The sequence below is a fragment of the Rhodopseudomonas boonkerdii genome, from assembly GCF_021184025.1.
GTDB classification, from domain to species: domain Bacteria; phylum Pseudomonadota; class Alphaproteobacteria; order Rhizobiales; family Xanthobacteraceae; genus Tardiphaga; species Tardiphaga boonkerdii.
This window is the reverse complement of the sequence record NZ_CP036537.1, coordinates 3,879,178-3,899,145: the sequence shown is the minus strand read 5'-3', so window position 1 is coordinate 3,899,145 and position 19,968 is coordinate 3,879,178. Positions and strand designations below refer to the sequence as shown.

The following is a 19,968-nucleotide window of genomic DNA, read 5'->3' as shown; positions in this document are numbered from 1 at the left end:
AAGTCGTGCCGTCCCGTGCCTCAGAGGCACGAAGGTGGAGGGTTCTCAGGTCAACCGGCCTTGAGAAACACACTCAACCGAGGGTGACCAGTCAGCACCCGGGAGAGCACGAAGCAACCGGAAGCACCATCGCGCGCGGAACGCTGGGCACTTGCCTGGGGTCTCCGGAAGTCCTGGGCGCATTCCATGCGGACGACCGCATCAAGCGCACAGGCCATGGGTGCTTTGGGCACCCGGCGTTCCGTGCGCCCTCTTTTAAGGAGAGGGTGAAAGGAATGCTCACACCTCGGGCGCGCAAGCGCCGCGAGAACGGGATCGCATGGGTTCAGGACATCACGGGGCTGTTTGACATTCGCATAGCAGCGACGCGCCGAGAGTAGTTCTCCCTCTCAAGCGGCGAAGCCGCGCAGTGGGGAGGGCCGGGGTGGGGCGCCCATGTGACGTCCTATCTTGGTGAGAGACCCCACCCGTCACTCGCCCCAACGAAGCTTCGCTTCGTCAGGCTCGCGCCACCCTCCCCACGGCGCGTGGCTGCGCCACGCTTGGGGGAGGGAGAAGAAAGCGCAGCGCTAATTTACAGGGCGCGGCAGTGTGATTGGTCGGTCCTTCGCACGGCTGAGACCGATGCCGCTGACATGGAGCGATGTTTCCCACAGCGGCTCCAGAGTCGTCAGCGACGGCAATACGCGGAGCTCCACGCCGGCGTCGCTCAAGGCTTTTTCCATATTGTCGATGCGCTCGACATTCACAGGCATCATTGGCGATGGCGACACCCACATGCCCGCATCGTCCAACGATTTAAATCCATCGGCCGCGAACTCGTAGCGATAGATGGTGGCGTGAGACAGGCGGTCCAGCCATCCAAGTTCGATATGCGCGACCATCCGGCAGGAGGTCATCTTCTTGTAGGCCGCCAGATATTCTGGCGTTGTCGTTTCCACGGGCCAGACGAGCACGCGCGGGCAGTCGCGCGGAAACAGATACATTGCTTGATGCCAGTCATCGATCGCCCAGACCAGCGGTCCGTTGAGCCATTCTTGCTCATGCGGCCGCTGCACCGGCGTTTCGACCGGGAGCGGCATGAAGACTTCGATGTCGTTGCGGTCGCTGAAGTGAAACAGGCGCATGCGTCATTCATGCAGGAGCGTGCGCGGAGCCGTCAATCTCTTGAATCTTCTGGGACCCTGTCGGCATCGCCGGTTCCGGAGCGTCTTGTACTCACGCGCGCTTCATCAAACTCACGGAGGATACGTCATGACCGGTTCCCTGATCCCCGCTGCCGAACTCGTGAAATCGAACACCTACCGTTTCCCCAACGAGAGCGCGGATTACCGCTCCGCCCGCAACGCATTGCTGATCGAGGAGATCGAGCTGCGCCGTCATATCGAGCGGGTCGCCGCGCTTCGTCGCGCTTTGCCTGATGGCGGCGAGGTGACTGCGAACTATCAGTTCATCGGCGAGAGCGGGCCGGTGTCGTTCGAAGGCTTGTTCGGCGACAAGCAGACTCTTGTCACTTACTCCTACATGTTCGGTCCGCAGCGAGAGCGGCCCTGTCCGATGTGCACGTCACTGCTGTCTGCCTGGGACGGCGAGGTGCCCGACATTCTCCAGCGGGTCGCGCTGGCCGTGATCGCGCGTTCGCCCATCGAACGACTCACGGCCTTCAAGCGCGAGCGCGGCTGGCACCACCTGCCGTTGTTCTCGGACATCTCCGGCAACTTCAGTCGCGACTATTTCGGGCTGACCAAGGACGGCGGGGACGATGCCGCCTTCAATATTTTCACCCGCCGGGATGGTCGGATCCGGCATTTCTGGGCCGGTGAAATGAGCGGCGCGACCGCCGATCCCGGTCAGGATCCGCGCGGCGCCCCCGATCTGATGCCGATCTGGACCGTCCTCGATTGCACCCCGGAAGGCCGTGGAACCGACTGGTATCCGAAGCTGAAATATTAATGATTACCGAAGTTTAAGACGGCCGGCGGGCGCCGCGATGGCGCCCGCGCGGGCGCCGCGGCAGACCAGTCCCCGGCAAGCTGGCGGTCCTAATCTTCCCCCAAGAACGGTCGGTGGACCGCTCGGGCCGCCGCCTATCGTCCCGAAAAGGGACGGCAAAAAAAGCTGTCATCAAGAGGTGAAATCTTGCCAACGGGCACGCAAAAAGGCCATGATTGGCAGGCTCTTAGAGCGCAATGGGGACTTGGTGGGGACGATCCGATTAATCCGCATTTAACTAAAACTCGCCTTAATGGCGCTCCGCATTCCTGCGGGATTGCTGCCGTGGATTTTGTAATCCGCCGGCGCATCGCTCGCAGGACGCGCAGTCATTTTGTGTGGACGCCAGGCGTATGAGTAACCGTAGACGTGCGTTGAATTCTCAAGCGCCCTCTCGCCAAGGCCGAGCAGTGTCGAACACGATGTCGCACTCGAATTCTCGTACGTTCTTCTGGGCCGGCGCCGCATTGGCTGCCGTCGCACTCACCGGCGGATGGACGCTCGCCGGTAAACTCTTCCACGGCAGCGACATCGAGCCGTCGATGGTCACCGCAAGCCTGACGCCTGATGCCGGCGTGTCCTCCTCGACCTTCGCCGAACGCTTCAACCAGCGTATCGCTCGCGCCGAGCCCAACGCTAATTTCTCCGACCGCTTCGAGCCCGCACGCCGCGCTCCGCTCGCCGGCTCCGCGCCGATGGCTGCGCCCAAGCAGGATCGTGAGGTCGCCTGGTTCGCGCCGAATTCGATGGGCGCTGCGCCTGATCGCTTCGCCCGCCGCGTGGCCGACGAGCCGACCGTGCCGGCGCCTGCGGTGAAGCCGCAGGAAGTCGCCCTGATGCAGCCGTCGCCGACGGTGAAGCAGCTGATTGCCAGCATCCCGATGCCGGCCGTGCGTCCGCAGGATGCGCCGGCAACGGCACAGAACGAGCAGGGCCAGTCCTCGCGTGTGGCGCAGGCCCCGACGCCGAAGGGCGGGCCCTACAGCCATGATGCGCTGGTGCAGCGCGCCCGCATGGCGCTGGCCTCACAGCCGAAGAACGCCAATCTCAACATTTTCGAAAAGCTGTTCGGCGGCGATAAGCCGAAGAGCGGCCCCATGCTTGCTTATGCCGGTCATGATGGGGGCGTACTGCCGAACGGCCAGGATGCCGAGCCGGCAGCCGATCAACCGGGCGAGATGGACCGTCTGACCGCGGTCTATGATATCACTGCCAAGCGCGTTTACATGCCGGATGGCACCAAGCTCGAGGCGCATTCCGGCCTGGGCTCGCGCATGGACAATCCAGCCTATGCCCATGAGCGCATGCGCGGCGTCACCCCTCCGCACATCTACGATCTCAAGCCGCGCGAAGCCCTGTTTCACGGCGTTCCCGCCCTGCGCATGACGCCGCTTGGCGGCGAGAGCGCGATTTACGGCCGCAACGGTCTTTTGACCCACAGCTATCTGCTCGGTCCGAACGGCGACTCCAACGGCTGCATTTCGTTCAAGGAATACGACAAGTTCATCCAGGCCTATCGCCGCGGTGAAGTGAAGCGCATTGTCGTCGTCGCCAAGCTCGACTGAGTGCATTGCATCCGATCGTCTGCGATGCAGATGATGGTTGCCTGAACTTTCCTCAACCCGTTTTGTTGCTGTGCGGAACCGCAGGGCGGTCCGCTGCTTGATCTGTCATGTTGTCGCAACATGGGATCGCAAGATGGCTCTCTCGCCCATACCTCGCCGGATCTTTCCGCACACAGTCGGCACGATTGCGTCACTGGCCTCGATGATTTGGATACCGTCAGTTGTTTTCGCCGCCGGCACCGAGGCGCAGCGCGAAGCCTGTACGCCAGATGCGTTCCGCCTCTGCGCGATGGCGATGCCTGACGAAAAGCGTGTCGAAAATTGTCTGCGGGACGCTGGGCCGCAGCTGAGCCGGGCCTGCTACAATGTGTTCTTTCCGCCCGAAGCCATAGCTCCGAACCAGGTCACCCGCGGCCAGGCACTGACACGTGACCGCATGCAGCCATCGGAGCCGGAGCGCCTGCAAAGTCACTCGATGCCGCACATGACGCCTGGGCCGGAGCAGAACGACGAGTGAGCGACTGATTGAAAAAGGCGACGCATGATTGCGCCGCCCTTGGTGTCTGTCGCTATCCGGCGCTTAGCGGCAGATGCGAACCTTCTCGACGATGCGGCGGCCGTGATGGCCACGCTTCACCACGGTGCGCACGGTACAGACCGGACCGCGACGAATGACGGTCGGGCGGCCAGCGTGATGAGGGCGGCCGTGATAGTGACGATGCTGCGAAGAGAAGTCCGTGATCGGCGCAGCTACATTGGCCTTGTCGATGGCGATCGTCGTCGCCGAAGCGGGCGAGGCCAGCGCAGCCAGACCAATCGTGGCAGCAGCGGCAATGGCAAAAGCAAATTTGTTCACGGGCGTTCTCCTAGCTCGAGGCCAATGTGTGTCATCGACCAACATGAGAGAATTACGTGCCGAGGGTGAACCGAAACTGAAGAAAATGCGGCGGCAAGGGGGCGGCCGGCAGTGGGCCGCTTGATGAGAGGCGGCGCGGTGCGATGGAACGTCGCAGGAGTCTTCAAGTTGTGTCCGAGCAAAGCCCATATCGCGAAGCGCTTCGCGGGACACACGCCAAGGACAACGGCCATGAAGAAACTCGTCATCATTCTCGCTGCGACCACGATCCTTTCCGGACCCGTGATCGCACAATCCGTCGGTGAAAAAACCGGCGTGAATTCCACGCTCGGCATTGCACCGAAGACGCAGGACTTCGTTACCGAAGCCGCGAACAGCGACATGCTGGAAATCGCAGCCGCCAAGATCGCTCGGCAAAAGGGCAATGCTGACGAGAAAAATTTTGCCACGCAGATGATTACGGACCACACGAAGACGTCTGCCGAGATCAAGCAGTTGATCGATAGCGGCGCAGTGAAGGCTGAATTGCCCACAGCGCTCAATTCATCGTCGCAATCGAAGCTCGACAAGCTGAACAACGCCAAGCCGGACGAGTTCGCCGCGACCTATGATCCGATGCAAGTGGCAGCTCACGAAGATGCCGTGTCGCTATTTGAGCGATATTCGAAAGGCGGGGACAATGCCAAGCTGAAGGACTGGGCCGGCAAGACGCTTCCGGCTCTCCGCCATCATCTCGAAATGGCCCAGCAGCTTGAAAACAAGCGGCGCGGCGCGACGGTTGGCGCTGTGCCGAACCGTGCAACCCCCGCGCCCTATGGCGCGAAGTAAAGCGACGGCTCGAGTTTGCAAACAAAGCCCCGGTACCGCTCCGGGGCTTTGTCGTTGATCGCGTATCGATGCGCGCTACGTATCGTGGCGTCGTGCTCTGTCTATCGTGCTCCGCCTGTGACATGGAGGGTTTCGCCGGTGACATAGGAGGCTCCGTCGGATGCGAGGAAGGCGACCACGGAGGCGATCTCCTCGACCTTGCCGACGCGGCCCAGCGGTGTCACGCTCTCGACCCAGTTCCGCATGTCGCCCTCGTGGAAGCCCGCCGACACCACGCCTTCGGTGACGATCATGCCGGGATTGACGGCGTTGACGCGGATCTTCCTTGGCGCGAGCTCTTTCGACAGAACGGATGTGATGGCGTCCACCGAGGCTTTAGTGGCGGTGTAGACGGCGCAGTTCGGTGGCGCGATGGTCGAGACCCCGGACGAGATATTGATGATGCTGCCGCCATTCGGATTGAAATGCCGAGCAGCCTCCTGCGACGTCAGTAGAAGCCCAAGAACGTTGAGATCGAATTGGCGGTGAAAGTGCTCCGCCGTGATGCCATCGAGCGGAGCGAATTCGTAGACGCCGGCATTGTTCACGAGGATGTCGATCGGCCCAAATGCCTTGACCGTTTCGGCCACCACCGCTGTGGCCGCGCCGGGAGACGCGAGATCCCCGTGGACTGCGATCGCCTTGCCGCCGTTGGCGGTGATGGTGCCGACGACTTTGTCGGCGCCCGCTTTGCTCGACGCATAGTTGACGCCTACTGCGGCTCCGGCAGCGGCAAGCTGAATGGCGATCTCGGCGCCGATGCCCTTCGAGGCGCCGGTTACCAGCGCCACTTTGCCTTCGAATGTCTTGGTCATGGTTGCGATTCCATAGGATGTTTCAGTAGTTCGGAAATATGGAACTATTGAACCATCGCAAGGGGGGACTTATATCTTTTTTATGGTTCAGTTTGTTCACCCCGCGACCAGGGACATCACGCTGTCCGGCGTGCTTTCGGCGCTGGCTGATCCCATCCGGCTGCAGATCGTCCGCGGCCTGCTGCAGGAAAGCGGCTGCCTGTCCTGCACGGCGGCATCGCCATGTCCGACCATCGCCAAATCGACCCTGTCCAACCATTTCCGCGTGCTGCGCGAGGCCGGCCTGATCCAGACCAGCAAAAAGGGCGTCGAGCATCAGAACACGGTGCGGGCAGCCGATATCGAGGAGCGGTTTCCTGGGCTGTTGATGGCGATTCTGGCGCATTCGATGAGTGACGACGCTTCCCCGGTGGCGGTTGCCTGAAATAGGCCAGAAGAAGCCCGCCATGATGGCCGGGCTTCTGCATGCGACGAGCAATCCGAATTTCTCAGGCCGCGGACGTCGGTTGGATCTCAACGACAGACGCGAGTCTTGCTGATGACGCGTCGGCCCATAGGGCCGCAGCGCACGACAGTGCGCATCGTACAGACCGCTCCGCGGCGGATCACGGTGCGGCGGGAGAACTAACGCTGCGACGAAAAATCGGTGATGGGCGCGGCCGTCGTGGTGGTTTTCGCGGTGGGGGAAGCCGAGGGCGGGCCAGTGAGCGAAGCCATGCCAATGACAGCGGCTACGGCAAATCCAAAAGCAAATTTCTTCAAGCGGGCCTTCGGAAATTAGTAATCGCCAATCTACACCGCAATCGAAATGCAATCTGTGGACATTGCAAATAAAAAATGCTCGTTTAACGAGATTGAGTAGTGGGGGATACGATTTGGACTGGTTGCAATTTATATCATCGATTGTTGCAAGCGTTGCTTGGCCGATAGCGGCTACAGCAATTGTCTTGAACTTTAAATCAGAGCTAAAGAGGCTTTTGCTTCTTATCAAGAAGGTTGGAGCTGGAAGCGTCAGTGTAGAAATATCTGATCAAGTAGAACAAGTTCGGCAGGCAGGTGAGGCCGTGAAGCTCGATCAGCGTGAGGATGTTCCCGAGGTTGCGCTTGATCCTGGCCTAATCAATCTAGCTAAAAACTTTCCCGAGGCCGCAGTGCTTCAATCCTTTAAATCACTCGAAGCTGTAATTCTTCGAATTAGACAAAGACTTCCCGACGATAAACCTCATCGAAATCTGAATGAAGTGCTCAAGGCATTGGCGGATGACAATCAGATCTCGCAAAGCGCGATCACGCTCTTCCAAAGATTGCGCCAAGCTAGAAATACAGCAGCTCACGGAGAGGAAAGTGGAAAGCTAACTCCTGGCGAGGCCATCGAACTGATAAACCAAATCACGAACCTTCAGGAATTGTTGGAAGCCGTTTTGGAGAAATTGCCGCGGAAAAGCCAAAGGATATAACTTGCCCTCAGGATAGGCGCCGCCCGCCTTGATCTCATTAAAACAAAAACCCCGGCATCGCTGCCGGGGTTTTCGCATTCGTAGTTCGCTTGAGTACCGTGGACTTAGAAGTCCATGCCGCCCATGCCGCCGCCCGGAGGCATTGCGGGGCCGGCTGCGTTCTTCTTCGGCAGTTCGGCAACCATCGCCTCGGTGGTGATGAGGAGCGAAGCCACCGACGCGGCGTTCTGGATCGCGGTACGGACCACCTTGGTCGGGTCGATAATGCCCTTCTTGAGCATGTCGCCATAAGTGCCGGTCTGCGAGTCGAAGCCGTGGGCGTAAGCTGCGTTTTCGAGCACCTTGCCGACGATCACAGAACCATCTTCGCCTGCGTTGACGGCGATCTGGCGGGCCGGAGCCGACAGGGCCTTGCGGACGATCTCGACGCCGGTCTTCTGGTCGTCGTTCTTGGTCTTGATGTTCTTCAGCTGTTCGGAAGCGCGGAGCAGAGCGACGCCGCCGCCGGGGACGATGCCTTCTTCAACCGCAGCGCGGGTCGCATGCATCGCGTCATCAACGCGGTCCTTGCGCTCCTTCACTTCGACTTCGGTCGCGCCGCCGACGCGGATGACGGCAACGCCGCCAGCCAGCTTGGCGAGACGCTCCTGCAGCTTCTCACGGTCGTAGTCCGAAGTGGTCTCTTCGATCTGCGCCTTGATCTGCGCCACGCGGGCATCGATGTCGGCCTTCTTGCCGGCGCCGTTGACGATGGTGGAGTTTTCCTTGTCGATCATCACCTTCTTGGCGCGGCCCAGCATGTTCAGGGTCACGTTTTCGAGCTTGATGCCGAGATCTTCCGAGATCGCCTGGCCGCCGGTCAGGATCGCGATGTCCTGCAGCATGGCCTTGCGGCGATCGCCGAAGCCCGGAGCCTTGACGGCAGCAACCTTGAGGCCGCCACGCAGACGGTTGACCACGAGGGTGGCGAGAGCTTCGCCTTCGACGTCTTCAGCGACGATGACGAGCGGCTTGCCGGTCTGCACGACGGCTTCGAGCAGCGGCAGCATCTCGTTCAGCGAGGAGAGCTTCTTCTCGTTGATCAGGATGTAGGCATCGTCGAATTCGACGCGCATCTTGTCGGCATTGGTGACGAAGTAGGGAGAGATATAGCCGCGATCGAACTGCATGCCCTCGACGACGTCGAGTTCGGTCTCGAGCGACTTGGCTTCTTCAACCGTGATGACGCCTTCGTTACCGACCTTCTTCATGGCGTCGGCGAGGAACTTGCCGATTTCGTTGTCGCCATTGGCCGAGATCGTACCGACCTGGGCGATTTCGTCGTTCGAAGTGACCTTCTTGGAGTTCTTCTGCAGATCGGCGACCACGGCTTCCACAGCCAGGTCGATGCCGCGCTTCAGGTCCATCGGGTTCATGCCGGCGGCGACCGACTTGGCGCCTTCCTTCACGATGGCCTGGGCCAGCACGGTGGCGGTGGTGGTGCCGTCGCCGGCCGCGTCGGCCGACTTCGAAGCCACTTCGCGCACCATCTGGGCGCCCATGTTCTCGAACTTGTCGTCGAGCTCGATTTCCTTGGCGACGGTGACGCCGTCCTTGGTGATGCGCGGCGCGCCGAACGACTTCTCGATGACGACGTTGCGGCCCTTCGGACCGAGGGTAACCTTCACTGCGTTGGCGAGGATATCCACGCCGCGCAGCATCTTGTCGCGGGCGTCTACGCCGAATTTGACTTCTTTCGATGCCATGTTGGGTTTTCCTTCAGATGATCAGGAGAGGGGGAAGAGGGCTCAGGCCTTCTTCTTGGCGGCGGCGCCTTCGAGGACGCCCATGATGTCGCTTTCCTTCATGATCAGGAGATCCTGACCATCGATCTTCACTTCCGTGCCAGACCACTTGCCGAACAGCACGCGCTCGCCGACCTTGACGTCGAGCGGGACCAGCTTGCCGGCCTCATCGCGGCCGCCGGGACCGACGGAGACGATCTCGCCCTGAGAGGGCTTCTCCTTGGCGCTGTCCGGGATGATGATGCCGCCAGCAGACTTCTCTTCGGCGTCGATGCGCTTGACCACGACGCGGTCGTGAAGCGGACGGAATTTCATGCAGTCCTCCTAAGTTTCTGCGATTACTTACCAATTCCAGAGATTGGCAATCGCGGGCCTCAAGTGCCAGCGCGACTTGTGCGGAGATAGGCCGATCGTTCCCGACGGGCAAGGGTGTCTATCAAATTTTTTGGCACTCAAATGTGACGGGTGCCAATTTGGTTAAACGGTATCAAAGGCACGGCTGCAACCTGTGAACCGCTGTGGCTAACCCACTGCCGAAATTGGATTTTTACAGATCGTTAAACTTTTAGGCATGGGATCGGCACAGTGCTTGCGTCACGATTCATGCATCGCGCCGTCTCAAGTGAAGTGGGATCCGGTTCGCGGCCCGATAGTGGGCGGGATGGTGCGGTTCTTTTGGAGAGAGCAGAGCGAGGTTCGACAGCACGACCGGAAAACCACTTGGCCGACTGCGCTCTGTCCATGGAGACCATCATGGCAGCGATCGATCTGGTTGCGGGGAGTAAGGCTTCCGAGGACTTCCGGAAGCAGGTGCTGGGTTACGGACTGACGACGGCGCAGATCCTGTATCGGATGCCCGATCATCCGGCGCTGCTGCAGAGTTATCTCTGGCAGAGCTACGATGTTTTCCCGAAATTTCCGGCGCTGAACGATTTTCTCGATTTCTGGCAGCGCTCGCTCGACGGACCGCTATTCTCGGTTACCGTCGCACATTCAAAGTTGATCAAGCCTGCTGAAATTCGCGCAGTCGACGGCGTCTTCCGGTTGCACTAGTTGATGACTCAACAGTCCTGATAAATTGCCGCTCCGGTGAACTACAGATAGTTTGCGCGGCGCGCGCTAACCGCTGTTCGGTTGGCGCCTGGGAAGCACGTCATGGCGAAGCAAAAGCGAGCGTCAAATGGCACCGCGAGGAAAGTCGCGAACCGGACACTGGTCAAGAAAACGATCCGGAAGGTCGGTGCCGCAAGGGCTACCAAGGTAACGGGGAAAAAGACGACGGCCGAGCCGGTACCCGCCAAGCGGCGCAAGCAGCGCGCTGCGGTCAGCCACTATCGTGAGGAAGATTTCGAGTCGGGCCTGCGCGCTTATGCGAAGTATCGCGATCTTGGCGTTGCCGCGGCGACCGACGGGCTCGCGCAGGCCCATGTGATTCGGCTGATCGGACCGTGCGATCCGAAAGAAGTATCAAAACTGCATTATCACGATGCCGAATTTCAGCTCGTCTATGTGCTGAATGGCTGGGTGAAGACGTATATGGACGGCGTCGGCGAGCAGACCATGCGACAGGGGTCGTGCTGGACCCAGCCGCCGCGTATCAAGCACCTGATCCGCGACTATTCCGACAATTGCGAATTGCTCGAAGTGATCCTGCCGGCGCAGTTCAAGACCGTGGAAGTTAAGGGCTGACACGGCCTTAATCCACCGCAGCGTTTCAGCGTTTGTATTTGGTTGGCGGATTACGCTTCGCTAATCTGTTCTACGGCTGAGTTCTTCCAATGATTGCGCCGCCTGCGCCTCTGCATCATGCAGCGAGAAGTTTGGCCCGTCGTAAAGGAAAGAACAATGGTGGATGACAACATTGCCGTCAGCCACCGAAACGAAGCTATAGTCCGGCGCCTCATGGGTGCCGGGGATGTGGCCTTGCGCCTCGAAGTCAAACGCCACCTGATGAGTCAGCGCGCGCTGGATATGAAACGGGATGCCGCGCCAGGTGCCAGCAATGGGGCGATGCAGATGCCCCATGAACAGATAATCCGGCTTGCGCGTGCGCGCGATGACCTTCCATTCGTCCTCGCCATTGGCGAGCTTGATCGTATCCATGTAGCGTAGGCCGCTGTCGAAGGGCGGATGATGCTGGAATAGCAGCAGCGGCCGGTCGGTCGGCGCCGAGGTGAGGGCGTTTTCCAGGAACTTCAGCCGCGCGCCGCAGAGGATACCGGCATGATCCGGTGTGTCCTCGTTCAGCGTGTCCATTGTGACGATCGTGGCAGCATCGGTGACGCGCATCTTCTGCACGAAGCCGTGGTCGTCGCGATCTGCTTGCGGGAAGACAGCGCGAAAAGCATCGCGCTTGTCGTGGTTGCCCAGCATCAGGATGACAGGCGCATCGAGACGGCCGAGCTGCGCCGCGAGGCTTTCATAAGCGCCTTGCTCACCCCAATGGGCGAGATCGCCGGTGACGATGACGAAAGCGATGTCTCGGTGCGTTGCATTGATGGTGTCCACGGCGATCGCAAGGCGCGCGGCCGGATCGAGCCCATACAGTTTGCGGCCGGCGGGGACGAAATGCGTGTCGGTGAGAATGACGAATTTCATCGCTGCATCGTCTCCCGGTCCCAGGCCTTGTAGTCCGGCGAGCCACCGGAGCGGACCGTACCCTGATAGCCGAACTCGACCATGTGGACGGTGACATAGTCGGGGCCGATGAAGGCCACGCCGTAGGATTCCGGCAGGTCCGAGCCGAGCAGTATTTGGGTCTCGGCAAAGTTCACATAGCTCGCATGGTTGGTGCCGCGCAGCGAGGTGGTCGGCACGCCAGCGGTCGAACCGGCCATGGGGATGTGGCGGTGGCCGAAGAAGATGTGACGGATCTTGTAGCGGTGACGCGCGACGATGCGGCGGAAGGCGTCATCATCGGTCAGGCCGATCTTGTCCATTGGCGGCAGATAGGTCGGGATCGGATTGTGGTGCATGAACAGGAAGAACGGGCCGTCGCTCTCCGACAACTTCTGCTCCAGCCATTCCTGCCGCGCCTCGCAATAGAAACCGGCGTGGCTTTCCGGTCCCCAGGTGTCGAGGAACAGGCAGCGGCCAGCTGCGATGTCCTTCATGCCTTGCGCAAAACCGTCCTCGTTGCATTCGGGGAAAACGCTCAGAAATGCCGCGCGGTCGTCGTGATTGCCGATGCACAGGCGCACCGGGATCGGATAGGTCTGCAGGCGTGCTTTCAACCATTCATAGTCGGCGCGGTCGGCCCAGTCCGAGAGATCGCCGGTGATCACCATCAGTTCGGCATCGGCGTGATCGCGAAGGACGTGCGACAGCGCGCGCTCGAAATTGGCACGGGGATCGCGGCCGCCGATGGTGTTGCCCGGCGTGGTGAGGTGGATGTCGCTCAGATGGATCAGTTTCATGACGGCGCCCGTGGAGGAAAAGGCGGCTGCGGAGCGCGTATCGCTCCGCAGCCGGGATCGTGACGAGGCTTACTTCGCAGCGCCGATCGACTTCGGCAGCAGCTTCTGCACGTCCGACGTCATGTCGGCGAGCACGGCTTCAGGCTCCTTGGTGCGGGCGCCGGAAATGATGCTGTTGAGGTGATCTTTCAGCACGTCGGTGATCTTCAGGCCGTTGTCGCCGGGGAAGGCGTACCACTTGGTGAGCAGCGGCAGCTGCTTCACGGCGGTGTAGTTGTTCGGGTTCTTGACGTAGAAATCCTTGAGATAGGTGTCGTTGGCGACCTTGTTCGGCGGCATGTAACCGGTGGTCTCGGCCATGATCGCCGCGCCCTTCGGACCGGTCCAGAACTTGACGACTTCCCAGGACGCGTCGCGCTTGGCTTTGTCCTTCGCGGTGATCATCACCACATTGCCGCCGGCAGGCAGGCGGCCATTCGGCGCGATCACGTCGGGGAAAGTGTGCGTCTTCAGCACAAACTTGTCGCCGATCATCTGGGTGATCTTGTTCAGGTCGGACGTCGAGGTGATGTGGATGCCGGTCTTGCCGGCGGCGAAGGCGGCGCGGCTGGCGGGTTGGTCGAAATTCGGCATGCCGCCATCGGTGACGACGCGGGCGATGGTGCGGATCGCGGCCTGGCCTTCGGGGCCATTGAAAGCGACCTTTGTCTCGTCCGCATTCAGCATGGTGCCGCCGCGGGCGAACACCGGCGCCTGCCACAGCCAGTTGCCGGTGATGTCCCAGGCATAGGTCATGCCGTTGGCGCCCGGCGTCGTGGCGCGGATCTTCTTGGCGAGGTCGAACAGGCCGTCCCAGGTGGTCGGCAGGTTGTCGATATCGGCGCCGGCCTTCTTGGCGAGATCGGTGTTGACGTAGACAACCGGCAACGAGATCGCGAAAGGCAGGGCATAGACCTTGCCGCTCGTGGTGCCGATGTCATACATCGCCTGATGGAAGCCCTGCTTGTCGAAATCCTTTTCCGCAGCGATGTATTCGTCGAGCGGCGCAGGGATGTTCTTGTCAACCAGCACGCGGATGCGGTTCAGGCCCTGGAAGGTGACGTCCGGCACCTGATTGGTGACGGCCTCGCGCAGCACGCGCTGGGTGGCGTCTTCATAGGATTCATAAGGCGCGCGCATGGTCACCTTGATGTCCGGGCGCACCTTGGCGAATTCCTCGGCGATCTGCTTGTGCGTTTCCGTGAACAGTTCGGGGAAAGGATATTGGATCACGACTTCGGTCTTGGTCTGCGCCTGAGCGCCGGCAACGCCGGTCAGCAGTGCGAGGGCCGCGAGGGTCGATCTCATCAGCATGGAAGTCTCCTGTCAGGGCTGGGCAGTGAGGCGAGGCAAACTACTTGATGCCGGTCATCGTGATGCCTTCGATGAAGCGGCGCTGGGCAAGCAGGAACGCGACGACGAGCGGCGCGATGATGACGATGGCCGCCGCCATGAGCGGCCCGTAATTGGTGCCGGCTTCCTCGTTGCGGAAGGCGGCGACGCCGAGCGGCGGGGTGCGCAGATGTTCGCTGGTGAGCACGATCAGCGGCCAGAAATAATCGTTCCAGTGCGCCACCACCGAGAAGATGCCGAAGGCGGTGAGGGCCGGAACGGCGGTCGGCAGCATCACGCGCCAGACGATGCCGAATTCGCTGATACCATCCATACGCGCGGCGTCGATGAGATCGTCGGGCACGGTCTTGAAGAACTGCCGCATCAGGAAGATGCCGAATGCAGAGATGGTGAACGGCACCACCAGCGCCGCATAGGTGTCGAGGATGCCGAGATGATGCAGCAGAAGGAACACCGGGATCGCGGTGGCCTGTGGTGGGATCAGGATGCAGAACAGCACCAGCGCGAACAGCACGTCGCGGCCGACAAAGCGCAGCTTGGCCAGTGCATAGGCGGCTGGCAGCGCCACCAAAACCTGCAACACTAAGATCGCGACGGTGACGATCACGCCATTGATGAGGAAGCGGACGAGATCGGCCTTGGCGAAAGCGGTCTGCAGATTGTCCCACAGCGCGAAAGTGTGGGGGATCAGGTGGATGTCGGTGGTGTAGATCTCAGTCTGCGGCTTCGACGCCGTCGAGATCATCCAGATGAAGGGCAGCAGCATCACCACGGCGCCGAGCAGCAGCAGGCTGTGGCGGATGATGGGCCAGGCGAGCGAGCGGGGCTTCGTCATGAGTAATGCACCCGGCGGCTGGCAAGCTGCGCCTTGATCAGGGTAAGCAGCAGCACGAAAGCGAGGAACACGATGGTCAGCGCCGCGCCATAGCCAGAGCGGAAGAACTCGAAGCCCTCGACATACATGCGATGGATCAGTACCTCGGTGGACTTGGACGGACCGCCCTTGGTGAGCACGTGCACGGTGTCGAATACCTGGAAGCCGCGGATGCTGGTGATGATGACCACGAACAGCGTGGTCGGCCCGAGCATCGGCCAGGTGACGAGGCGGAATTTGTCCCAGCCGGATCGCATACCATCGATCTCTGCGGCATCATAAAGGTGCCGCGGGATCGACATCAGGCCGGCAAGGAACAGCACCATGTTGAAGCCGAGGGCCTGCCAGATACCGATGGCACACAGCGCATAGAGCGCGGTGCGGCGATCCTGCAGCCAGCTATACCCTTCGAGGCCGACGCTCGCGAGCAGGGCGTTGATCAAGCCGAACTGGGGATGGAGCATGAACTCCCACACGATCGACATGGCGATCAGCGTGGCCATGACCGGCAGGAAGTAGATGGTGCGATACCAGCTGCGCAGGCTGCTGCCGCTCTCGATCAGGAGCGCCACGCCGAGGCCGAGCGCGACGGCGAGCGGTACGACGATGGCGACATAGACGACGGTGTTGGTGAGCGCGATCCAGAACACGCGGTCGTCCAACATCTCCTGATAGTTGGCGAGGCCGATCCAGCTAAGCGAGGGGGCACCTAACTGATAGTCGGTGAAGGACAATGCGATGACGGCGCCAAGCGGGCCGATCAGCATCAGGAACATCAGCACGATGGCCGGCATGGACATCGCGAGCGCCGCACCCGAGCGGTTCACGCGCCGCGCCTTTGGCGCTACCTCGGAGCGGGCGTCGGGGATCGTCGCGGAGGATGCGGTGAGATCAACCAAGGGCCACCTCTAGCATCTTTTCCCGCTGTGCCTGCTGGCGCGTGTCAATGCGGCGGCCCTGCGCGTCGAAGGCAAGTACGGCGTCGGGAGTGAAGGAGAAGGCAATCTTGCTGCCGATGGCCGGCAGCAGGCGATTGTGATCGATGCGCGCGACCACGGGCAGATCGATCGCCTCGTGCTTGATGTGGACGAAAGCCTCGGCGCCGAGATTTTCGATATGCACGACATCGCCGACAAAGCTGCCATCGCCGAGGCGGATGCGCTCGGGGCGCACGCCGATGCTGCAACGGCCGGTTGGCGCGGATGTGGTGAGGCCGAGCCGTTGGCCAAGCGCATCGAGCGCGCCGTCGCTGCCCACCGAGCCGGGCAGCACATTGATCTTCGGGCTGCCGACGAATTCAGCGACGCGCAGGTCGCGCGGATTCTCGTAAACATCGGCGGGCGCACCGATCTGCACGATATGACCGGCGATCATGACCGCGATGCGGTTCGACATGGTCATGGCCTCGGCCTGATCATGTGTCACGTAGATGAATGTGCTCTGCATCTGCCGATGCAGCTGCGCGATCTCCGCACGCATATGCACGCGCAGCTTGGCGTCGAGATTGGACAGTGGTTCGTCGAAAAGAAAGCCGACGGGATCACGGACAATGGAGCGACCGACGGCGACACGCTGGCGCTGGCCGCCGGAGAGCTGCCCCGGCTTGCGCTTCAACAGTGTCGTGATTTCCAGCTGTGCGGCAACGCGTTCGACGTCGTCGCGAATGCTGCGCTCGATCCGGTGACGCTCGGGAAACAGCTGGCCGAGCAACGGAAAACGTTGCAGTGATGTCAGCCGGCGCATGCGCAGCGGCACGGCGATATTGTCGTAGACGGTGAGATGCGGATAGAGCGCGTAGGATTGAAACACCATCGCGAGATTGCGCGCGTTCGGCCTGATGCCATCGACGACGGCGCCATCGATGCGAACATTGCCGGCATTCTGCGTTTCGAGGCCGGCGATGATGCGCAGCAGAGTGGACTTGCCGCAGCCACTTGGCCCGATCAGCGCGATGAACTCGCCATCGTCGATGGCGAGGTCGATCCCCTTGAGGATTTCGTTGCCTTCAAACGTCTTGCGAATGCCATTGAGTTCGATCTTCGCCATCGTGCACCTCCATCAACATCGCGTGCGTCGATGGCGGCACCGATAGGCGAGAGATTTGACAGTGAGATTACAGTTTGATGGAGGATGCAAAAAACCGGCGGAAATCGCCGTTTTCTGCAGCGAAAAGTTGTCGCATGAAACCGACAACTCGGATGCAGTGGGTTTTTTGGCGTATCCAGCCGACGGGCGCGATACCTGTTAGTTGAGCACACCAACGATCGCACCCATCAGGCAGGTCGTCAGCGTGCCCGACAGGATGGACTTCAGGCCCAGCGCATTGATTTCGTCGCGTCGTTCCGGCGCCATGGTGCCGAGCCCGCCGATCATGATGCCGAGGCTGGCGAAATTGGCGAAGCCGCACAGCGCGTAAAGCATGATGAGACGGGAGCGCTGGTCGAGTGCATCGGGACCGAGCTTCGACAGCTGCACATAGGCAATCAGTTCGTTGAGGATCGTCTTCACGCCCATCAGCGATCCTGCCGTGAGCGCCTTATCCCATGGCAGGCCCATCAGCCAGCAGACAGGCGCCATCGCATAGCCGACGATCCGCTGCCCGGTGAGCGGTGTGCCGCCCGCGGAAGGGAGCAGCATCAGGATAGCGTTCATCAGATACATCAAGGCGACGAATACCAGCAGCAGCGCCACGATATTGACGAGCAGTTCAATGCCGGCGGTGGTGCCCTTGACGATGGCGTCCATGGTGCTGTTGGCGGGTGAGCCCGGATTGACCGGCAAGCCGCCGGTGCGGCGCTCTTCTGTCTCCGGCACCATGATCAGGCTGACGAGTATCGCGGCGGGAGCTGACAGAACCGAGGCGATGACGAAATGCGCGGAGGCATCCGGAATCAGGGGCGCCATGAAGGTGGCATAAAGCACCAGCACGGTGCCGGCGATGCCCGCCATGCCTCCCGTCATCACCAGGAACAATTCGCTGCGCGTGAGCTGCGCGATATAGGGGCGGATGAACAGCGGAGCCTCGACCATGCCGAGAAAGATATTGGCGGCGGTGGAGAGGCCCACGGCGCCGCCGATGCCCAGGCTGCGCTCCAGCAGCCACGCCATGCCGCGTATGATCGGCGGCAGGATGCGCCAGTAGAACAGCAGCGTCGTCAGCACGCTGATGACGAGGACCACCGGCAGCGCCTGCAGCGCGAGCACGAAATCGGCGCCGGGCGAGTTGAGATCGAAGGGGAGTGCGCCGCCACCGAGATAGCCGAACACGAAGGATGTTCCGGCGCGTGACGCAGCCGAGATCGTGGAGACCGCATCGTTGATCGCTCCGAAGGCGCGCGTCACGATCGGTAGCTTCAGGAGGATGACAGCGGTTGCAACCGTCACGGTCAGTCCGATTGCGGCCTTGCGCAACGACACCTTGTTGCGATGCTCGCCGCACAGCCACGCAAGGCCGAGCAGTGCGATGACGCCGAACGCCGACTGAAGCTGAAGCATGACCCCCCCGAAGCCGCGGCAATGATGCCGCGGCGGCGGATGTCATGCAATGTCGGTGCCGCGAGGTCGTCGTGAGAGAGGTCAGCCCCGTCCGACAAACGGCATCTTGGTCGCCATGACAGTCATGGTCAGCACATTCGCATCCAGCGGCAGGCTGGCCATATAGACGACAGCATCACCCACGGCCTTGGCGTCCATGCGCGGCTCCTGCTTCGAGGTGCCATCGGGTTGCAGCACGCCGGGGCCGTTGACCATGCGGTCGGTCATCGGGGTTGCGGCATTGCCGATATCGATCTGGCCGACGGCGATGTCGTAGGCGCGGCCGTCGAGATTGCTCGCCTTGGTGAGGCCGGTGATGGCGTGCTTGGTCGAGGTATAGGCCGCCGAGAACGGACGCGGCGCATGCGCGGAGATCGAGCCGTTGTTGATGATGCGCCCCCCGCGCGGGGTCTGGTCCTTCATGATGCGGAAGGCGTGCTGGGTGCACAGGAACGGCGCGGTGAGATTGGTATCCACTACCGCTTTCCACTGCTCATAACCGAGATCCTCGAACGGGATCGCCGGAGCGCCCATGCCGGCATTGTTGAACAGCACGTCGAGCCGGCCGAATTCCTGCACGGTCTTGGCAAACAGCGCCGCGATCGAGGCGGGGTCCTGCATGTCGGCGGTCACGGGCAGGCTCTTGCCGCCCTTTTCGGCGCCGAGCTTCTGCGTTTCCTGCAGCAGCTCCAGCCGGCGGCCGGCGAGCACGACGGTGAAGCCGGCGCCCATCAGCGCGAGCGAGGCGGCGCGGCCGACGCCGGTGCCGGCCCCGGTGACGATGGCGATCTTGGCGGTCATTTTGGTTTCTTCCCTGGGTTCTTGAACAAAGTGTTTTAGGTGAGGTCTCGCGTCATGAAACGCGCCTGATCGCCGTAGCTCGCAAGTTTGGACTCCAGCACGGGATCGTCGGTGACGGTAAAGCCCTGACGCTGCCAAAAATGAACCGAATTGTTGACGGCAACAAGGGTCATGTTGGGCAACTGCAGCGCGCGTGCGCGGGTCGCGAGGAGGCTGACAATGGCGGTGCCGGCGCCGCTGCCGCGGGTCTCGGGCAGCAATGCGAGATCGTGAATGTAATAGGTCGTGGCCATCGTAATCGGTGCGAGCACCGTATCGAGTGGCGGCGGCGAACGGTCGAGCCAGGGATGGCTGAGCACATAGCCCTTGAGTCCGTCATCGCCATCCAGCACTTCGCAGCCAACCGGATGCAGCGTGAGGCGATTGGCGAAGACCGAATCGCTTTCGGGGAAGGCGGGATGAATGACGTCGGCAAGTGATTTGACGGCGATGATATCCGCGGCCGTCATCGGACGCCATGCGTAGGATGGGGAAAGCGAAGCGAAGCCCAACACTCACATCCTCCGGAGCATGCGATGATGGGTTCGCTCCGACGCCACGCGTCCGCGCTCTACC

The 19,968-nt window shown here is 61.3% G+C and carries 22 protein-coding genes; 8 read left to right on the top strand and 14 right to left on the bottom strand.

What is annotated here, in order from left to right:
• Positions 1-569: 569 nt before the first annotated feature.
• The gene (locus E0H22_RS17930) at positions 570-1,127 is read right to left on the bottom strand and encodes a DUF6886 family protein (RefSeq protein WP_233022347.1); all 558 of its coding nucleotides are present in this window, start codon (positions 1,125-1,127) and stop codon (positions 570-572) included.
• 127 nt (positions 1,128-1,254) lie between these two features.
• On the opposite strand from E0H22_RS17930, the gene E0H22_RS17925 reads away from it, so the two are divergent.
• The 3 genes from E0H22_RS17925 to E0H22_RS17915 all read left to right on the top strand — a co-directional run bounded on the left by E0H22_RS17925 (position 1,255) and on the right by E0H22_RS17915 (position 4,074).
• Positions 1,255-1,953 (top strand): DUF899 family protein, encoded by a 699-nt coding sequence (locus tag E0H22_RS17925; RefSeq protein WP_233022346.1) that lies wholly within the window; start codon positions 1,255-1,257, stop codon positions 1,951-1,953.
• 461 nt (positions 1,954-2,414) lie between these two features.
• Entirely contained in the window at positions 2,415-3,557 is a 1,143-nt protein-coding gene (locus E0H22_RS17920) for a DUF2778 domain-containing protein (RefSeq protein WP_233022345.1), read from the top strand.
• A gap of 133 nt (positions 3,558-3,690) precedes the next feature.
• Entirely contained in the window at positions 3,691-4,074 is a 384-nt protein-coding gene (locus tag E0H22_RS17915) for a hypothetical protein (RefSeq protein WP_430715166.1), read from the top strand.
• 63 nt (positions 4,075-4,137) lie between these two features.
• Here E0H22_RS17915 and E0H22_RS17910 read toward each other — a convergent pair whose 3' ends face one another.
• Positions 4,138-4,413 carry a hypothetical protein gene (locus E0H22_RS17910; RefSeq protein WP_233022344.1) on the bottom strand — a complete coding sequence of 92 codons (276 nt, stop codon included), beginning with the start codon at positions 4,411-4,413 and terminating at the stop codon, positions 4,138-4,140.
• Between the two features lie 231 nt (positions 4,414-4,644).
• Between E0H22_RS17910 and E0H22_RS17905 the strand changes: the two genes are divergently transcribed.
• Positions 4,645-5,241 carry a DUF4142 domain-containing protein gene (locus E0H22_RS17905; protein ID WP_233022343.1) on the top strand — a complete coding sequence of 199 codons (597 nt, stop codon included), beginning with the start codon at positions 4,645-4,647 and terminating at the stop codon, positions 5,239-5,241.
• Between the two features lie 101 nt (positions 5,242-5,342).
• On the opposite strand, the gene E0H22_RS17900 is transcribed toward E0H22_RS17905, so the two are convergent.
• Positions 5,343-6,095: an SDR family NAD(P)-dependent oxidoreductase gene (locus tag E0H22_RS17900; RefSeq protein ID WP_233022342.1), complete on the bottom strand. Its 753-nt coding sequence runs from the start codon at positions 6,093-6,095 to the stop codon at positions 5,343-5,345.
• 82 nt (positions 6,096-6,177) lie between these two features.
• Here E0H22_RS17900 and E0H22_RS17895 point away from each other — a divergent pair, with 82 nt between their 5' ends.
• Together E0H22_RS17895 and E0H22_RS17890 are read left to right on the top strand one after the other, a co-directional pair.
• Entirely contained in the window at positions 6,178-6,519 is a 342-nt protein-coding gene (locus E0H22_RS17895; RefSeq protein WP_233022341.1) for an ArsR/SmtB family transcription factor, read from the top strand.
• A 451-nt stretch (positions 6,520-6,970) separates the two neighbouring features.
• The gene (locus E0H22_RS17890) at positions 6,971-7,552 is read left to right on the top strand and encodes a DUF4145 domain-containing protein (RefSeq protein WP_233022340.1); all 582 of its coding nucleotides are present in this window, start codon (positions 6,971-6,973) and stop codon (positions 7,550-7,552) included.
• Between the two features lie 104 nt (positions 7,553-7,656).
• Here E0H22_RS17890 and groL read toward each other — a convergent pair whose 3' ends face one another.
• Entirely contained in the window at positions 7,657-9,297 is a 1,641-nt protein-coding gene (groL, locus tag E0H22_RS17885; RefSeq protein ID WP_233022339.1) for a chaperonin GroEL, read from the bottom strand.
• 42 nt (positions 9,298-9,339) lie between these two features.
• On the bottom strand, positions 9,340-9,651 hold the full coding sequence (locus tag E0H22_RS17880) for a co-chaperone GroES (protein WP_233022338.1): 312 nt from the start codon (positions 9,649-9,651) through the stop codon (positions 9,340-9,342).
• A gap of 438 nt (positions 9,652-10,089) precedes the next feature.
• Between E0H22_RS17880 and E0H22_RS17875 the strand changes: the two genes are divergently transcribed.
• On the top strand, positions 10,090-10,389 hold the full coding sequence (locus E0H22_RS17875; protein ID WP_233022337.1) for an usg protein: 300 nt from the start codon (positions 10,090-10,092) through the stop codon (positions 10,387-10,389).
• 102 nt (positions 10,390-10,491) lie between these two features.
• Positions 10,492-11,025 (top strand): cupin domain-containing protein, encoded by a 534-nt coding sequence (locus E0H22_RS17870; RefSeq protein WP_233022336.1) that lies wholly within the window; start codon positions 10,492-10,494, stop codon positions 11,023-11,025.
• Between the two features lie 60 nt (positions 11,026-11,085).
• Here the strand turns inward: E0H22_RS17870 and E0H22_RS17865 are convergent, their stop codons facing one another.
• From E0H22_RS17865 to E0H22_RS17825, 9 genes are all read right to left on the bottom strand, one after another.
• Positions 11,086-11,934 (bottom strand): phosphodiesterase, encoded by an 849-nt coding sequence (locus tag E0H22_RS17865; protein ID WP_233022335.1) that lies wholly within the window; start codon positions 11,932-11,934, stop codon positions 11,086-11,088.
• Complete coding sequence (locus tag E0H22_RS17860) at positions 11,931-12,752, bottom strand: phosphodiesterase (RefSeq protein ID WP_233022334.1); 822 nt, start codon at positions 12,750-12,752, stop codon at positions 11,931-11,933. Before E0H22_RS17860 ends, E0H22_RS17865 begins: the two co-directional genes overlap by 4 nt.
• Before the next feature lie 69 nt (positions 12,753-12,821).
• Entirely contained in the window at positions 12,822-14,105 is a 1,284-nt protein-coding gene (locus tag E0H22_RS17855) for an ABC transporter substrate-binding protein (RefSeq protein WP_233022333.1), read from the bottom strand.
• Positions 14,106-14,145: 40 nt separating this feature from the next.
• The gene (locus E0H22_RS17850; protein WP_233022332.1) at positions 14,146-14,979 is read right to left on the bottom strand and encodes a carbohydrate ABC transporter permease; all 834 of its coding nucleotides are present in this window, start codon (positions 14,977-14,979) and stop codon (positions 14,146-14,148) included.
• Entirely contained in the window at positions 14,976-15,917 is a 942-nt protein-coding gene (locus E0H22_RS17845) for a carbohydrate ABC transporter permease (protein ID WP_233022331.1), read from the bottom strand. Before E0H22_RS17845 ends, E0H22_RS17850 begins: the two co-directional genes overlap by 4 nt.
• A complete protein-coding gene (locus E0H22_RS17840; RefSeq protein ID WP_233022330.1) occupies positions 15,910-17,064 on the bottom strand; it encodes an ABC transporter ATP-binding protein in 1,155 nt (384 codons plus the stop codon). Before E0H22_RS17840 ends, E0H22_RS17845 begins: the two co-directional genes overlap by 8 nt.
• 198 nt (positions 17,065-17,262) lie before the next feature.
• The gene (locus tag E0H22_RS17835; RefSeq protein WP_233022329.1) at positions 17,263-18,513 is read right to left on the bottom strand and encodes a NupC/NupG family nucleoside CNT transporter; all 1,251 of its coding nucleotides are present in this window, start codon (positions 18,511-18,513) and stop codon (positions 17,263-17,265) included.
• An 81-nt stretch (positions 18,514-18,594) separates the two neighbouring features.
• Positions 18,595-19,353: an SDR family oxidoreductase gene (locus E0H22_RS17830; protein ID WP_233022328.1), complete on the bottom strand. Its 759-nt coding sequence runs from the start codon at positions 19,351-19,353 to the stop codon at positions 18,595-18,597.
• A gap of 35 nt (positions 19,354-19,388) precedes the next feature.
• Positions 19,389-19,907 (bottom strand): GNAT family N-acetyltransferase, encoded by a 519-nt coding sequence (locus tag E0H22_RS17825; RefSeq protein ID WP_233022327.1) that lies wholly within the window; start codon positions 19,905-19,907, stop codon positions 19,389-19,391.
• Between the last annotated feature and the right edge of the window lie 61 nt (positions 19,908-19,968).

What these genes read in the sequence shown, in the direction of transcription:
- E0H22_RS17830 (WP_233022328.1), bottom strand. Translation starts at nt 19,353, where the DNA reads ATGACCGCCAAGATCGCCATCGTCACCGGGGCCGGCACCGGCGTCGGC.
- groL (WP_233022339.1), bottom strand. Translation starts at nt 9,297, where the DNA reads ATGGCATCGAAAGAAGTCAAATTCGGCGTAGACGCCCGCGACAAGATG.
- E0H22_RS17870 (WP_233022336.1), top strand. Translation starts at nt 10,492, where the DNA reads ATGGCGAAGCAAAAGCGAGCGTCAAATGGCACCGCGAGGAAAGTCGCG.
- E0H22_RS17860 (WP_233022334.1), bottom strand. Translation starts at nt 12,752, where the DNA reads ATGAAACTGATCCATCTGAGCGACATCCACCTCACCACGCCGGGCAAC.
- E0H22_RS17925 (WP_233022346.1), top strand. Translation starts at nt 1,255, where the DNA reads ATGACCGGTTCCCTGATCCCCGCTGCCGAACTCGTGAAATCGAACACC.
- E0H22_RS17915 (WP_430715166.1), top strand. Translation starts at nt 3,691, where the DNA reads ATGGCTCTCTCGCCCATACCTCGCCGGATCTTTCCGCACACAGTCGGC.
- E0H22_RS17880 (WP_233022338.1), bottom strand. Translation starts at nt 9,651, where the DNA reads ATGAAATTCCGTCCGCTTCACGACCGCGTCGTGGTCAAGCGCATCGAC.
- E0H22_RS17895 (WP_233022341.1), top strand. Translation starts at nt 6,178, where the DNA reads ATGGTTCAGTTTGTTCACCCCGCGACCAGGGACATCACGCTGTCCGGC.
- E0H22_RS17900 (WP_233022342.1), bottom strand. Translation starts at nt 6,095, where the DNA reads ATGACCAAGACATTCGAAGGCAAAGTGGCGCTGGTAACCGGCGCCTCG.
- E0H22_RS17835 (WP_233022329.1), bottom strand. Translation starts at nt 18,513, where the DNA reads ATGCTTCAGCTTCAGTCGGCGTTCGGCGTCATCGCACTGCTCGGCCTT.
- E0H22_RS17875 (WP_233022337.1), top strand. Translation starts at nt 10,090, where the DNA reads ATGGCAGCGATCGATCTGGTTGCGGGGAGTAAGGCTTCCGAGGACTTC.
- E0H22_RS17865 (WP_233022335.1), bottom strand. Translation starts at nt 11,934, where the DNA reads ATGAAATTCGTCATTCTCACCGACACGCATTTCGTCCCCGCCGGCCGC.
- E0H22_RS17920 (WP_233022345.1), top strand. Translation starts at nt 2,415, where the DNA reads ATGTCGCACTCGAATTCTCGTACGTTCTTCTGGGCCGGCGCCGCATTG.
- E0H22_RS17840 (WP_233022330.1), bottom strand. Translation starts at nt 17,064, where the DNA reads ATGGCGAAGATCGAACTCAATGGCATTCGCAAGACGTTTGAAGGCAAC.
- E0H22_RS17905 (WP_233022343.1), top strand. Translation starts at nt 4,645, where the DNA reads ATGAAGAAACTCGTCATCATTCTCGCTGCGACCACGATCCTTTCCGGA.
- E0H22_RS17850 (WP_233022332.1), bottom strand. Translation starts at nt 14,979, where the DNA reads ATGACGAAGCCCCGCTCGCTCGCCTGGCCCATCATCCGCCACAGCCTG.
- E0H22_RS17930 (WP_233022347.1), bottom strand. Translation starts at nt 1,127, where the DNA reads ATGCGCCTGTTTCACTTCAGCGACCGCAACGACATCGAAGTCTTCATG.
- E0H22_RS17855 (WP_233022333.1), bottom strand. Translation starts at nt 14,105, where the DNA reads ATGCTGATGAGATCGACCCTCGCGGCCCTCGCACTGCTGACCGGCGTT.